The 12,817-nt window shown below is 68.2% G+C and carries 12 protein-coding genes; 7 read left to right on the top strand and 5 right to left on the bottom strand.

Translation table 11 applies throughout. The features are described from left to right. Window positions 1-85: 85 nt before the first annotated feature. Window positions 86-985: an SDR family oxidoreductase gene (locus B1A87_RS17330; RefSeq protein WP_078027449.1), complete on the top strand. Its 900-nt coding sequence runs from the start codon at window positions 86-88 to the stop codon at window positions 983-985. Window positions 986-1,047: 62 nt separating this feature from the next. Continuing rightward, window positions 1,048-1,590, top strand: coding sequence for a hypothetical protein (locus tag B1A87_RS17325; RefSeq protein WP_078027448.1), 543 nt, complete (start codon window positions 1,048-1,050; stop codon window positions 1,588-1,590). 144 nt (window positions 1,591-1,734) lie between these two features. On the opposite strand, the gene B1A87_RS17320 is transcribed toward B1A87_RS17325, so the two are convergent. After that, window positions 1,735-3,096, bottom strand: a complete 1,362-nt coding sequence (locus B1A87_RS17320; protein ID WP_078027447.1) for a uracil-xanthine permease family protein — start codon at window positions 3,094-3,096, stop codon at window positions 1,735-1,737. Window positions 3,097-3,368: 272 nt separating this feature from the next. Here B1A87_RS17320 and B1A87_RS17315 point away from each other — a divergent pair, with 272 nt between their 5' ends. Both B1A87_RS17315 and B1A87_RS17310 read left to right on the top strand, forming a co-directional pair. Further along, window positions 3,369-3,974, top strand: a complete 606-nt coding sequence (locus tag B1A87_RS17315; RefSeq protein WP_078027446.1) for a malonic semialdehyde reductase — start codon at window positions 3,369-3,371, stop codon at window positions 3,972-3,974. Window positions 3,975-4,174: 200 nt separating this feature from the next. Further along, window positions 4,175-4,657, top strand: coding sequence for a 2'-5' RNA ligase family protein (locus B1A87_RS17310; protein ID WP_078027445.1), 483 nt, complete (start codon window positions 4,175-4,177; stop codon window positions 4,655-4,657). Here B1A87_RS17310 and pgm read toward each other — a convergent pair. After that, the gene (gene pgm / locus B1A87_RS17305) at window positions 4,647-6,296 is read right to left on the bottom strand and encodes a phosphoglucomutase (alpha-D-glucose-1,6-bisphosphate-dependent) (RefSeq protein WP_078027523.1); all 1,650 of its coding nucleotides are present in this window, start codon (window positions 6,294-6,296) and stop codon (window positions 4,647-4,649) included. The two genes, B1A87_RS17310 and pgm, sit on opposite strands and share 11 nt — an antisense overlap. Before the next feature lie 321 nt (window positions 6,297-6,617). Here pgm and B1A87_RS17300 point away from each other — a divergent pair, with 321 nt between their 5' ends. Together B1A87_RS17300 and B1A87_RS24740 are read left to right on the top strand one after the other, a co-directional pair. Then, window positions 6,618-7,634, top strand: coding sequence for a nuclease-related domain-containing protein (locus tag B1A87_RS17300; protein ID WP_144275862.1), 1,017 nt, complete (start codon window positions 6,618-6,620; stop codon window positions 7,632-7,634). A 110-nt stretch (window positions 7,635-7,744) separates the two neighbouring features. Further along, a complete protein-coding gene (locus B1A87_RS24740; protein ID WP_078027443.1) occupies window positions 7,745-8,338 on the top strand; it encodes a DUF4190 domain-containing protein in 594 nt (197 codons plus the stop codon). A gap of 28 nt (window positions 8,339-8,366) precedes the next feature. Here B1A87_RS24740 and B1A87_RS17290 read toward each other — a convergent pair whose 3' ends face one another. The 3 genes from B1A87_RS17290 to B1A87_RS17280 all read right to left on the bottom strand — a co-directional run bounded on the left by B1A87_RS17290 (window position 8,367) and on the right by B1A87_RS17280 (window position 12,288). After that, complete coding sequence (locus tag B1A87_RS17290; RefSeq protein WP_144275861.1) at window positions 8,367-9,212, bottom strand: phosphotransferase; 846 nt, start codon at window positions 9,210-9,212, stop codon at window positions 8,367-8,369. A 4-nt stretch (window positions 9,213-9,216) separates the two neighbouring features. Beyond that, complete coding sequence (locus B1A87_RS17285) at window positions 9,217-10,686, bottom strand: peptide MFS transporter (protein WP_078027442.1); 1,470 nt, start codon at window positions 10,684-10,686, stop codon at window positions 9,217-9,219. A 78-nt stretch (window positions 10,687-10,764) separates the two neighbouring features. Further along, complete coding sequence (locus B1A87_RS17280; protein WP_144275860.1) at window positions 10,765-12,288, bottom strand: amidase; 1,524 nt, start codon at window positions 12,286-12,288, stop codon at window positions 10,765-10,767. A gap of 195 nt (window positions 12,289-12,483) precedes the next feature. On the opposite strand from B1A87_RS17280, the gene B1A87_RS17275 reads away from it, so the two are divergent. Beyond that, window positions 12,484-12,810: a rhodanese-like domain-containing protein gene (locus B1A87_RS17275; RefSeq protein WP_078027441.1), complete on the top strand. Its 327-nt coding sequence runs from the start codon at window positions 12,484-12,486 to the stop codon at window positions 12,808-12,810. The last annotated feature ends 7 nt before the right edge of the window (window positions 12,811-12,817 follow it).

Here is a 12,817-nt window from a genome sequence, read left to right as displayed (position 1 = left end):
TGGGGGCGGACCTTGGACCTGACGCCCCGAATGCCGGCCCTGAACGATGCACCGTTATTAGCCCGACACTGTGAGTAGGTGGACTATGAGTGATTCAGCGAAGCAGCCTGACCAGCCCGCCGATCCCCGCGGGACGTACCATGCAGGACCCTTTCCGAAGCAGGAACAGAAACAGCCTGGCCTGACGGCCCCGATGGATCCCCAGCCGGACCATGGCGAGTTGAGCTACGAAGGCAGCGGCGCCCTGCAGGGCAAGGCTGCGCTGATCACGGGCGGCGACTCCGGCATCGGCAAGGCTGTCGCCATCGCCTTCGCCAGGGAAGGGGCCGACGTCGCCATCTCGTACCTCCCCGAGGAAGAGGACGACGCCCAGGACACCGCCGAATGGATCCGCAAGACGGGCAGGCGTGCGCTGCTCCTCGCAGGGGACGGCAGGACCGAGGAGTTCAGCACAGGGATCGTGGACGACGCCGTGGCGGAGTTCGGCCGGCTCGATGTGGTGGTGCTGAATGCCGCCTACCAGAAGAACCGCGACAGCTTCGAATCGCTCCCCACCGAAGAGTTTGACCGCGTTTTCAAGACCAACGTGTACTCGCTGCTGTGGACCGCCCGCGCGGCCGTGCCGCACCTCAAGGCCGGGGCGTCCATCATCACCACGGCTTCCATCCAGGCGTTCAACCCGTCCCCGGGGCTCATCGACTACGCCATGACCAAGGCGGCACAGGTGGCCTTCACCAAGGCCCTCGCCCAGGAGCTGGGGCCCAAGGGAATCCGTGTCAACGCCGTGGCGCCCGGCCCCATCTGGACCCCGCTCATCCCGGCCACCGAATGGCCGGACAAGCTCCCCACGTTCGGCCAGGACACGCCCCTGCAGCGGGCAGGCCAGCCCGCCGAGCTGGCGCCCGCCTACGTCCTGCTGGCGTCCGACGCGGGTTCGTACATGTCCGGGGCAGTGGTTCCCGTCACCGGCGGCAAGGGGCTCTGACTGCGGCGCCCGCACTTCCAGAATTTCCAGCCAACCATTTCCAGCCAACCAGGAGGAAAAACATGAGCCAGGACAACCAGCACGAAGCCCCCGAGGTGGCGGGAGGTTACGGCACGCCCACTGTGGAGCAGGAAACCGGGGATGCCAAGCAGTTCGCCCAGCCCCGTGAGGAAGAGGATTTCGATGCCGCGGGCCTGAACCAGGAAAGCCCGGACGGCCAGACCTTCGAGACCGGAACCCCCAACCTCAGCCACTTCGCCGAGGAGGACCAAGACAGCGCCGGCGAGCCCGGGGCGGGCCGCTTTGGAGGGACCGACGAACAGCTCCATGCGGAAGGTGACAGCAGCGGAGCAGGATTCGGCCAAGGCTCAGGGGGGTCTCCCATTCCCCGCGATCCCGGTGCTCCCCCCGGGGCAGAGCAGGACGACGTCGCCGTGCCGTCCGCGGACGCCGAAATCGATGAGGGCAATGCGGACGAGCCGCGGTCCGGGCGGTTCTCCTCGGAACCGGGCCAGGAGGCCGCGGGCGTGCCGGACGGCAGCGGGAACGATCTGCCGAAGGAAAAGTCACCTAATGACGACGACGAGACCTTCGACGCCGGGTAGCCTTCGGCCCGCTTAGTCCGCCGCATTTCTGCACCACTTTGGAGCCCGAAAAGCCCTTGGCGTCCCGGATTTCCGGGGCGCCAAGGGCTTTGCTGCGCTGAAAACGGTGCAGAAATGCGCGCGGGGAAGCCTGAAACCGCAGGCCTAGCGCTTCTTCGAAGACCGTTTGGCGGCCGCGTTGATGGCCGCCTTGGCCGCCGGGGGCAGGTTGTGCTGCGCCGGACCCTCGGTTTCCGGTTCGGCCGCCGTTCCGCGGGCCTTCGCGATCGCCTTCATGCCGTGGTAAATCACCAGGGCGGCGGCGGATCCGAGCGCGATGCCGGTGAACTTCAGGTCGCCGATGGTCCACGTGTAGTCCGCGATGCCGATGATCAGGGCGACGGCGGCGGTGGTCAGGTTAACGGGGTTGGAGAAGTTGACCCTGTTCTGGACCCAGATCTTCACGCCCAGGATGCCGATCATGCCGTACAGCATGGTGGCGGCGCCGCCCAGCACGCCCGGGGGCACGGTGGCGATCAGTTCGCCGAACTTCGGGGAAAAGCTCAACAGGATGGCGAAGATGCCGGCCACCCAGTACGCGGCGGTGGAGTAGACCTTGGTGGCTGCCATGACGCCGATGTTTTCCGCGTACGTGGTGGTGCCGGAACCGCCGCCGAAACCGGCCAGCACGGTAGCCGCACCGTCGGCCATCAGGGCGCGGCCGGAGACACCGTCCAGGTTCTGTCCGGTCATGGCGGACACGGACTTCACGTGCCCGATGTTCTCGGCCACGAGCACCAGCACTACCGGCACGAAGAGGCCCACCACGCCGAGGTGGAATTCCGGAGTCTGGAAGTGGGGCAGGCCCACCCAGGCGGCCGCGTCCATCTTGGCGTAGTTCACTTCACCGCGGATCATGGCCGCGAGGTAGCCCACCACCACGCCGACCAGGATGCTCAGGCGCCCCACGATCCCGCGGAAGAGCACGCTGACCAGGATGATGGTCACCAGTGTGATGAGCGCTGTCACGGGCGCGGCGTCGAAGTTGTTCTTGGCGGCGGGCGCCAGGTTGAGGCCGATCAGGGCCACGATGGCGCCGGTGACGATTGGCGGCATCAGCCGGTTGATCCAGCCCGCGCCGAATTTCTGGACGATCGCACCGATCGCGGCAAGCCCGACGCCGGCCAGCACCACACCGCCCAGCGCGCCGGCCACGCCGTACTGCTGCTGGGACGCCAGGATGGGCGCGATGAACGCGAAGCTCGATCCGAGGTAGCTGGGCACGCGCCCCTGCGTGATCACCAGGAACAGGATGGTGCCGATGCCCGAGAAGAAGAGCGTGGTGGCCGGCGGCATGCCGGTGATGATGGGCACCAGGAACGTGGCGCCGAACATGGCCACCACGTGCTGCATGCCCACGCCGATGGTCAGGGGCCAGGTGAGCCGTTCACCCGGGGCCACCACTTCACCCGGGCGGACGGCCTTGCCATTGCCGTGCAGCTTCCATTTGGTTCCGAGCATGCTCATTGCCGGGGCCTTTCAGAGGGGTAGCCCGCACTGTCGGGGGCTGGGATCTTTCGGGTGCAACAATACCGCGCTGCGGCCCCGTGCGAGAGGGGCAGCGCGAGTGGGCTGGTGGGAAAGGGACCGCGGCGGGAGGGCCGGCGCGGAAGCGAGCGTGCGAAAGGTCACGCCCCGTAACCGCCCGTCACGGGAAGAGGACACCCGCGCAGGAAGTTGAAACCATGGAGTGCCCGCGCGTCCCGGCAGGGACGGCGGCCAAGTGAAAGGGACACCGAATGACAATCGCCCATGAAGAAGCCGTTATCGATTCCGCCGCCGTGGACGCGATCTTCGCCGAAGCCCGCACCGCCAACGCCTTCACCGGCGAGGTCACGGAGCAGCAGGCCCGCGCCATCTATGAACTGACCAAATTCGGCCCCACCGCCTTCAACTCCCAGCCGCTGCGCGTCACCTACGTGCGCTCGGCGGAGGCCCGCGCCAAGCTCGTGGACGGGCTGTCCTCCGGAAACCGCGCCAAGACGGCTTCCGCGCCCCTCGTCGCGGTCCTCAGCTACGACACCTCCTGGCAGGACCAGTGGGACAACTTCCTGCCCGGCTACAACGCCCCGAAGGCCATGTACGACGCCTCGCCGGACCTTGCGACGTCCACGGGCAACAACAACGCGCACCTTCAGGCGGGGTACTTCATCCTGGCTGTGCGTTCGCTCGGCTTCTCCGCGGGTCCCATGACGGGCGCGGATTTTGCCGCCATCGACGCCGAGTTCTTCCCGGCGGGCGACCAGAAGAGCTTCCTCGTGGTCAACATCGGCCAGGCCGCAGCCGGAGCCTGGGGCGAGGCGAAGCCGAAATTCGCCTACGAGGACGTCGTCCGCACCGTCTAGTCCTGAATTGTGCGGCTCCCAAAAGGGTCGGGCAGCCAAAACGGTCCCGGCGCGAAATGCCTCCGGCAATATGGGGGACATTCCGGAGGCATTCGGGGCAGCCTTTCTGCAGCAGGACTGCACGGCAAGCATCCGCGCCAGTTCCAATGTTAGTCCTGTTCAGGTCCGGCTGGAGAGGTGCCCGGTGCCAAACTTGGGGTATGCGGAACCTCATCATGGTCGCGTTCGCCGAACCCGTGGCGGAAGGTCAGGAATTCCGGCGGACCGACTGGCCGTTGCACATCACCCTGGTGCGGTTCGACGTTGGGAACGACGGCGACACCGCCCGGTTCGCGGGCCTCGCCGAAATGCCGGCCAAGCAGGCGCTGGGCACGGTCCTGGCCGTGGGCGGAGATGACCGTTTCGGGCGCCAGGGGTCCGTTCCGGTCAGTCTCGTCGAGGCTGACCCGGCACTCCAGGCGCTGCACGATTCGCTCGTGCAGGCCGTGGAGCAGGTCTCCGGACGCGTCGCCAGCCCGCACCATACGCGGCGGAACTTCCGCCCCCACGTGTCCCACCACGGCGACAAACGCCTGAACCAGGGCGACGCCGTCGTGCTTGGCCAAATAGCGCTCGTGGACATGGCGCCGGATGGCAACCACACCATCCGGCGCATCCTCGAGCTGTGGGAGCTTAGGAAATAACCCCGTCCACCAGCGCCTTGGCCTCGGCCTGGACCTGCTTGAGGTGGTCGGCGCCCTTGAAGGACTCCGCGTAGATCTTGTAGACGTCCTCGGTGCCGGACGGGCGGGCGGCGAACCAGGCGTTCTCCGTGACCACCTTCAGGCCGCCGATGGACGCGCCGTTGCCGGGAGCCTTGGTCAGCTTGGCGGTGATCGCCTCGCCGGCCAGCTGCGTGGCGGTGACGTCCGTCGGCGACAGCTTGCCGAGCGCTGCCTTCTGCTCACGCGTGGCCGCGGCGTCGATCCGGGCGTACACCGGGGCGCCGAACTGGTCCGTGAGGCCCTTGTACAGCTGGGACGGAGACTTGCCGGTGACGGCGGTGATCTCCGAAGCCAGCAGGGCCAGCAGGATGCCGTCCTTGTCCGTGGTCCACACGCTGCCGTCCATCTTGTTGAACGAGGCGCCGGCTGATTCCTCGCCGCCGAATGCGCCTTCGCCGGAGAGCAGGCCGGGCACGAACCACTTGAAGCCCACGGGCACCTCGACCAGTTTGCGGCCCAGGCCGCCCGCCACGCGGTCGATGATGGAGGAGGAGACGAGGGTCTTGCCCACCACCGAATTCGGGTTCCAGCCGCTGCGGTTGCGGTACAGGTAGTCGATGGCGACGGCGAGGTAGTGGTTCGGGTTCATCAGGCCGCCGTCGGGCGTGACGATGCCGTGGCGGTCGGCGTCGGCGTCATTGCCGGTGGCGACGTCGAACTTCGCGCCCTCGGACATCCGGTTGATGAGTGATGCCATGGCCGACGGCGACGAACAGTCCATCCGGATCTTTTCGTCCCAGTCCAGGGTCATGAAGGCCCACTGCGGGTCCACGGTGGGGTTCACCACCGTGAGGTCCAGGTGGTGCCGTTCGCCGATTTCGCCCCAGTAGTCCACCGATGCGCCGCCCATGGGATCCGCTCCGATGCGGACGCCGGCCTCGCGGATGGCGTTCAGGTCCAGCACCGACGGGAGGTCGTCCACGTAGCTGCTGAGGAAGTCGAACTTGCCGGTGGTCTCGGCGGCGAGGGCGTCGGCCACGGGGATGCGCTTCACGCCGCGGAGCCCGTTTTCCAGCAGTTCGTTGGCGCGGTTGGCGATCCAGCCGGTGGCGTCCGTGTCAGCGGGGCCACCGTGCGGCGGGTTGTACTTGAAGCCGCCGTCAGCAGGCGGGTTGTGGCTTGGCGTGACCACGATGCCGTCGGCCTCCGGGGCGCCGGCCGGGGCGTTCCGGTTGTAGGTGAGGATGGCGTGGCTCAGGGCCGGGGTGGGGGTGTAGCCGTGGCGCGCATCAATGAGGACGTTGACGCCGTTTGCGGCAAGCACCTCCAGGGCGGAGTTCTGCGCCGGTTCGCTGAGGCCGTGGGTGTCCTTGGCGAGGAACAGCGGTCCGGTGATGCCCTGGCCGGCCCGGTATTCCACAATCGCCTGGGTGATGGCCAGGATATGCCCTTCATTGAAGGACGCTTTCAGGCTGGATCCGCGGTGCCCGGAGGTGCCGAACGCCACGCGCTGTCCGGGGTCTCCCAGATCAGGCTTGACGTCGTAATACGCGTCCAGAAGAGCGGTCAGGTCAACAAGGTCTTGGGGTTGGGCAACTGTGCCCGCGCGGCTAGCCATGGCACCAGCATGCCAGACGACGGCGGGGCGCAGCACGGCATGTCCGAAATCCGGCCCCTGTGACGCCGGATGTCTGCAAATAGGGCCGACTACTTGGACGGATTTGGTTTCAGGAACTGAGTACAGGGGCCAAAAGTACCTATATACCGGCCGATTAGGGGACTGCTACGTTCAAAACAACAATGACGACGGCGGGCGTCCGGCCCGGGTGGAAAGTACCGGCGGCGCCTCGCGCGGGCAGCGGCGCGGAACCTTGCGTTCGGGGGAGCGGTTGACCGGAAGTGCGCTGCCGTCTGAAGGGCGAGGAACTCAGGGGGGAAAATGGGGGCTGCAGATGGCGCATTCGAGCGTACCCGGCTGGCCTCAGAGCGGATTGCGCGGCTGAAGCGCGACCTTGACCGGGCGGACCATGACGCGGGGTCAGGTGGAGCGGGCGTGGTTCCGGGCTCTGATCAGCTGATGGCCGCCAAACTTGGAGAGCTGGTTCCGTGGGGCTGGCTCCTGCTGCACGACGTCCACTGGCCCGGGCGGCCCCTTGCCCGCCTGGATCACGTGCTGGTGGGCCCTGGCGGCGTGATGGTGATCGGTGCCAAGGGCTGGACGGGCCGCGTGGAGGTCACTGACGGCGTGCTGCGCCATAACGGCTACGCGCAGCATCCGGCCATCGAGGTGGCCCTGGGACAGGCCGCCGCTGTGGCCGCCCTCCTTCCGGCGTCACGGCGGCGCTTCGTCCGCTCCCTGGTCTGCATCGCCGGGCAGGCCGGCGTGTCCGGAACCACCGGCTCGGGCATTGAAGTGCATGGAATCGACACCGTGGTGGCAGCGGTGGCCGGAATGCCGGATGTGCTGGATTCCCCGGCAATTGCGGAGCTCTACGCCCAGCTCGGGCGGCTGCTGACCCAGCCCCAGGTCCCGGAGGCAACCGGCTTCGGGGGCCGCCCCGGGCGGGTCGCCGTGGCGAAGAACGCAGGGAGCCGCCCCGATGGCCTGGGCTCCACGGCGCCCCGCGCGTCAACCACACAGCCGCCGGCGGCCGGCTCGTCTGCACAATCTGCTGCCGCGGCTTCATCGCCCGCACCGCAGCCCGCTTCTCAACGTTCCGGTCAGCCGCAGTCGGCTCCGCGCCACGCGGCCGGCCTGAACTCCGGGTTTCGGCACGCCACTGTGCTTCCGCCGACGGCAACTCCGTCAGCAGCCCGGCCGCTGTACCCAGCAGGCAGGGAGTATTCGTCCGGGGCTGCGCTTCGTTCCGTCGGGATGGCCCTCATCGCCGGCTTTATCACTACGGCGCTCCTTGCCCCGCCCCTGTGGCTGCTGTGGGAGCTGCTGCCCCAATAGCGCCGGGCCGGAGAAAGCGCTTCGCAGCACTGGCCGCCGCCGACGCAGGAGGATCAAAAGTCCTGGTGCGGCGGTAGTGTTTTGTTCAGGACTTAATGAGGGGAATTTCCATGACAGAGCAGCGCCCCGCCGGGACGGGCGGCGACCAAACACCTGACGGCTACCAGCCGCCGTCGTCCATTCCGCCGCAGGGATCGGATATCCCGGCGCCGCCGCTCTACACGCCGCCGGGAGAGCAGTACGGCCAGCCGTACGGGCAGCAGTACGGCGAGCCGGGCGGACAGAATGACCGGGCCGGAGAAGGGTACGGAAGCCCGTATTCGCAGCCCGGGAGTCCGTACGCCCAACCGGGCGGCCCCTACGGCCAGCCCGGCCAGTACGGCAGCCCGTACGGTCAGCCGGTCCAGTACGGCAGCCCGTACGGCCAGCCTTCCTACTACGGCATGGCCCCCGCCCCGAAGAACCTCAGCATCGCCAGCCTGTGCTGCGGGATTGCGGTCTACGTGGGCTTCGGGGTTTTCCTCCTGCCGCAGCTGGCAGCGGTCATCCTGGGCCACATGGCCCTGCGGCGCGAACCGTCCGGCCGGGGCTTCGCCATTGCGGGCCTCGTCATGGGGTACATCGGGATTGCCCTGACGGTCCTGGCGATCGTGGCACTGGCGGTGCTGGCCAGCCTCGCCACCACGTCGTCCAGCACCTTCTGACGGGTACACGGCCGGCACGGTCTGGCTCCTAGGCTGTCAGCGCATCGATCAGCCGCGCCTGGTTGGCTTCCAGCCAGCGGCCGCGGCGGGTAATCAGGCCGCCCACGCCGTCGGCCCACATCCGGGCCCAGCCGCCTCCAAGGGTGCGGGCGTTCTGCGCCATGCGGTCGTGCGAGAGCCTGGCGGCCACCGCGCCGAATTGCGGCAGCCGCCGTCGTTCCTCTTCCGTCCACCCGTAGGCGTCGGCGAAGATCCGCAGCCGCCGGAACGGATCCACGGCTTCCCAGCCGTCCCACGCGTCCGACGGGTCCCGGAGCGGCGCCCAGTGCATCGCCGTGTTGAAGGAATCCTTGAAGCCCGTGCTGGGCCCGGCGAGGTCGAAGTCCACGACGCCCACAGCCCGGCCGCCGCGGACAACCACGTTCTGCGGGGTCACATCGAGATGGCAGACCAGCCCGCCCTGATCCTGCCGGGCGGGCCGCGGCGGGAACGGATGCCGGGACGGCCCAAAACCCGCCGACGCCTCATGCAGCCGGCGCACCAGCAGCGCCAGGGAGCGCAGCAGCTCCTCGGACTGCGCCCACTGTTCCGGAACTGCCCCGGCGCACTCTCCGGGGACGAACGTGGGGACGTCCCGGCCGGCCTCGTCGCGGCCCAGGAAACGGGGCGAGCCCTCAAAGCCGGCGTCCTCCAGCCAGTCCAGGTAGCCGGCCACGGCGTAGCTCTGCGGCTGGTGCGGGCGGCGGACGGTGCCGCCCACCCGCACCACGCCGTCGGTGACGTCTCCCGCCGGCAGGAGTTCGACGTCGGATGCCTCACCGGGAGCCGCGACGTAATGGCGCCGCTCGACGGGGAGGCGTGTCACGGGGTTCACGCGGTTAGCGTACGCCGCTCATCAATTTCCTGATAGCCGGCGACGCGGCAGCCAGCGCAACAGCCAGCAGCATGCCGGTGCCGCCGATGCCGACGAAGTACGGGAGTTCGTCGTCCGGGTTGTACAGCCCCGCCAGGATGCCCGCCAGGGTGGTGCCGAGCGAGACGGACAGGAAGAACAGCGCCACCATCTGGGTGTGGAAGGCCTGCGGTGCGAGCTTGGTGGTCACGGACAGGCCGATGGGGGAGAGGAACAGCTCGGCGAGAGTGAACAGGAACAGGATTCCCACGAGGGCCAGCAGGGGCGTCTTTCCTCCGCCGGCGAGCGGAATGAACGCCAGGAACGCCAGGCCCATCACGAACAGGCCGATCGAGAACTTGAGGGCTGAGCCGGGCTGCCTGGAGCCGAGCCGTGTCCAGAGAGCGGCCATGACCCCGGCGAAGACGATGATGAACACCGGGTTGATGGACTGAACCCAGGCGGCCGGCATTTCCCAGCCGAACAGGTTCCGGTCCAGCTTCTCCTCGGAGTACACCGCGATGAACGTGAACTGCTGCTGGAACAGCGCCCAGAATGCCGCGGAGGCAATGTACAGCGGGATGAAGGCTGCCACGCGCTTGCGTTCGGTGCCTGTGACTTTCTTGCTGGCGAAGATCAGCGCGAAGTAGAGGACGGATGCGCCGATCGCGGCGTAGGCCACGGTCGTGGCGAGGTTCTCCGCGTTCACCACACCGGTGGCGAGGAGCAGGGCGAGGACCGCGGCGACGCCGAGGAAAATGAGCCCGTACCGGGAGCGCAGCGCGGCCGGCAGCGGGCTGGGCACACGGTGCGCCTCCTCCGGGAGCTTCTTGCGGCCCGCCGCGTAGATCACCAGGCCCAGGGCCATGCCGACGGCGGCGGCCCCGAAGCCCCAGTGGAAACCGTTGCTTTCCTGCAGCCAGCCGGTGACGAGCGGGCCGATCAGCGCGCCCAGGTTGATGCCCATGTAGAAGATCGAGAAGCCAGCGTCGCGGCGGTCGTCCTTCTCGCCATACAGCGTGCCGACGAGGGCGGTGGCGTTGGCCTTGAGGCCGCCGGAGCCGACGCCCACGAGGACCAGCCCGGCGATCAGGCCGGGAATTCCAGGCACCAGCGCCAGGGCTATGTGCCCGCACATGATCATGACGGCGGAGCCGAACAGCACGCGTTCGGAACCGAACAGCCGGTCCGCAAGCCAGGCGCCGAGGATGGTGGAAAGGTAGACCCCGCCGCCGTAGGCGCCCACAAGGCCGGCGGCCAGGCCCTGCTCAATTCCGAGGCCGCCCTCGGCCGCCGTGAAGTACATGTAGTACAGCAGGATTCCCTGCATGCCGTAGAAGGAGAACCGCTCCCACATTTCCACGGAGAAGAGGCTGGCCAGCATCTTTGGGTGGCCAAAAAATGAAGTATCGCCCGGCGTTGTAGCGGGGCGATCGGATAAATGAGTTGTGCTCATTTACTTAAGGGTGACACTCCGGATCCGGATTGTCACATGTTCGGTTGCCCGCAGCAACGGCTTCCGGCCCCGCGGGGCCTAGAATCCCAGCTGCGCCGCCGTCTGCAGGAGCAGGGTCTCCGAACCCGGCTGGCCGATCAGCTGGACGCCCATCGGAAGCCCTTCGCCGGCGGCTCCGCCCGTCCAGTGCACCGGGATGCTGACGGCAGGCAGGCCGCACACGTTCACCATGGAGGACCACGGCGCGAACTCGCACTGCCTGCGGTAGTCTCCGTCGGCGTCGCCGGCCCACTCCGCAACGGGCCAGTGACCGTCCCCGTGGCCGGAGCCCGTAAACCAGCCGACGGGCCGCGGCGTTTGCGCCAGGGAGGGCGTGAGGATCAGGTCCCACTCGGCGTACTGGGCCACGGTGTCGCGCTGGAACTGGCGAAGGAAGGCCAGCGACTCGTTGAGTTTCGAGGCGCTCCGCTGCTGTGCGCGGCGCCGGAACGTCCGGGTCAGGGGGGTCAGGAGGGCTTCGCGCTGCGGTGCAATCCGGGCAGCCCCGACCCCCGCCGTCCACGCCGTCGTGAACGCGTCCGGGTAGCGGTTGTCGTAGCGGACGGACGTTTCGACGACGTCGTGCCCGGCACCGGTCAACAGGCGGACCCCGGCCTCAAGCGCCTCCAGGGCCTCGGCATCCGGCGTGAACGGGAAGATGCCGGACCAGGGGCTGTCCAGGCTCACGCCGACACGCAGCTTTGCGGGTTCGCGGGTGACGGCTTCAAGGTACCCGCCTGCGGACTCCGGGCCTGAAGCCCGGCCCGAATGCCGGCCCGAACCGTGGCCTGCGCCCGACGGTCCGCCGTTGGGGCCGTCCGTGGTTCCGCCGGAGGATCCGTCCCGAACCAGCGCGTCCAGCATCAGCGCGGCGTCCGCTGCCGAGCGCGCGAGCGGCCCGGTCACCACCAGCCTTGCCGGGTCGCCGCCGCTTTCCCCGGCGGGGACCAGGCCCCGCCCGGGTTTGAGCCCCAGCAGGCCGCAGGCCGCGGCCGGAATCCGGACCTGTCTCTTATACACATCTCCGCCGTCCGTTCCCGGTGCGAACGGGACCAGCCCGGCGGCCACCGCGGCGGCACTGCCGCCGGAGGAACCGCCCGAGCTGCGGCTCAGGGAATACGGATTCCGCGATGGTGGGGCGATGCGGTTTTCGCTGTAGGCGGTCAGTCCGAACTCGGGCACCTGCGTCTTGCCGAGTGAAATGGCGCCGGCACTTTTCAACGCCGCAGCCAGGGCTCCGTCCAACGGGGCGGGGCGCCGTTCCAGTGCGGCGCTGCCATGCGTAGTGACCACGCCGGCCACATCAGTGAGGTCCTTGAAGGCCAACGGCACGCCATGGAGCGGCGGCAACTCCTGTTCGGCGGAGCGCCGCGCGTACACGTCGTCCGCTGCTGCTGCGTCCGCCATGGCCATGTCGGCGGTGACGGTCACGAATGCCCCCAGCCTGGGATTGGATTCGTCGATCCTGCCGAGGAAATGGGCAGTCGCTTCCCGCGCGGACAGCTCGCCCGATCGCAGGGCATCCCTGAGCTGGACCGCGGACAGCTGGTGGATATCAGCCATGGAAGCCGGACTCCGGGCGCCCTGGCAGTCGTCTTCCGCGGTCAGCGGAGGCGGCACGTATTGAGCGGGGGCGGGCAGGCACTGAGGCTCTCCTTCGGGGTCTCCTGACCAGCGTAACCTGAGCAGTCCGGAGGTGCGCGGCCCGTTGCTGGCGATACGCTGGTGCTGAGAGCTTGGGCCAAGGAGAGGACTCCCATGAGCGACTTCGATACCGTTACCGTCAACGATGTTCCGGCGGACGCCACTATCCTGGACGTCCGGGAGGACTACGAGTGGGTGGCCGGACACGCGGAAGGCGCCGTGCACATCCCGCTGGACCAGCTTCCGGCACGCCTCGACGACCTTGACCCGGACGATGACCTTTACGTCATCTGCCGCACAGGCGGGCGGTCTTTCCGCGCCGCGCAGTGGCTCGTGGGCCAGGGCTATACGGCAATGAATGTGGCCGGGGGCATGGACCAGTGGCTCGAATCCGGGAAGCCGCTCGTCTCAGACAACGGCCTCAAGCCAGTGGTTCTCTGACCTCCGC

It is taken from the genome of Arthrobacter sp. KBS0703, assembly GCF_002008315.2.
Lineage (GTDB): Bacteria > Actinomycetota > Actinomycetes > Actinomycetales > Micrococcaceae > Arthrobacter.
Note: the sequence above shows the minus strand (reverse complement) of the source record. Positions and strands in the feature narration are given on the sequence as shown.

Bases quoted from the DNA above. Each gene is read 5' to 3' on its own strand.
- B1A87_RS17330 (WP_078027449.1), top strand. From the start codon at position 86: ATGAGTGATTCAGCGAAGCAGCCTGACCAGCCCGCCGATCCCCGCGGG.
- B1A87_RS17325 (WP_078027448.1), top strand. From the start codon at position 1,048: ATGAGCCAGGACAACCAGCACGAAGCCCCCGAGGTGGCGGGAGGTTAC.
- B1A87_RS17320 (WP_078027447.1), bottom strand. From the start codon at position 3,096: ATGAGCATGCTCGGAACCAAATGGAAGCTGCACGGCAATGGCAAGGCC.
- B1A87_RS17315 (WP_078027446.1), top strand. From the start codon at position 3,369: ATGACAATCGCCCATGAAGAAGCCGTTATCGATTCCGCCGCCGTGGAC.
- B1A87_RS17310 (WP_078027445.1), top strand. From the start codon at position 4,175: ATGCGGAACCTCATCATGGTCGCGTTCGCCGAACCCGTGGCGGAAGGT.
- pgm (WP_078027523.1), bottom strand. From the start codon at position 6,296: ATGGCTAGCCGCGCGGGCACAGTTGCCCAACCCCAAGACCTTGTTGAC.
- B1A87_RS17300 (WP_144275862.1), top strand. From the start codon at position 6,618: ATGGGGGCTGCAGATGGCGCATTCGAGCGTACCCGGCTGGCCTCAGAG.
- B1A87_RS24740 (WP_078027443.1), top strand. From the start codon at position 7,745: ATGACAGAGCAGCGCCCCGCCGGGACGGGCGGCGACCAAACACCTGAC.
- B1A87_RS17285 (WP_078027442.1), bottom strand. From the start codon at position 10,686: ATGAGCACAACTCATTTATCCGATCGCCCCGCTACAACGCCGGGCGAT.
- B1A87_RS17280 (WP_144275860.1), bottom strand. From the start codon at position 12,288: ATGGCTGATATCCACCAGCTGTCCGCGGTCCAGCTCAGGGATGCCCTG.
- B1A87_RS17275 (WP_078027441.1), top strand. From the start codon at position 12,484: ATGAGCGACTTCGATACCGTTACCGTCAACGATGTTCCGGCGGACGCC.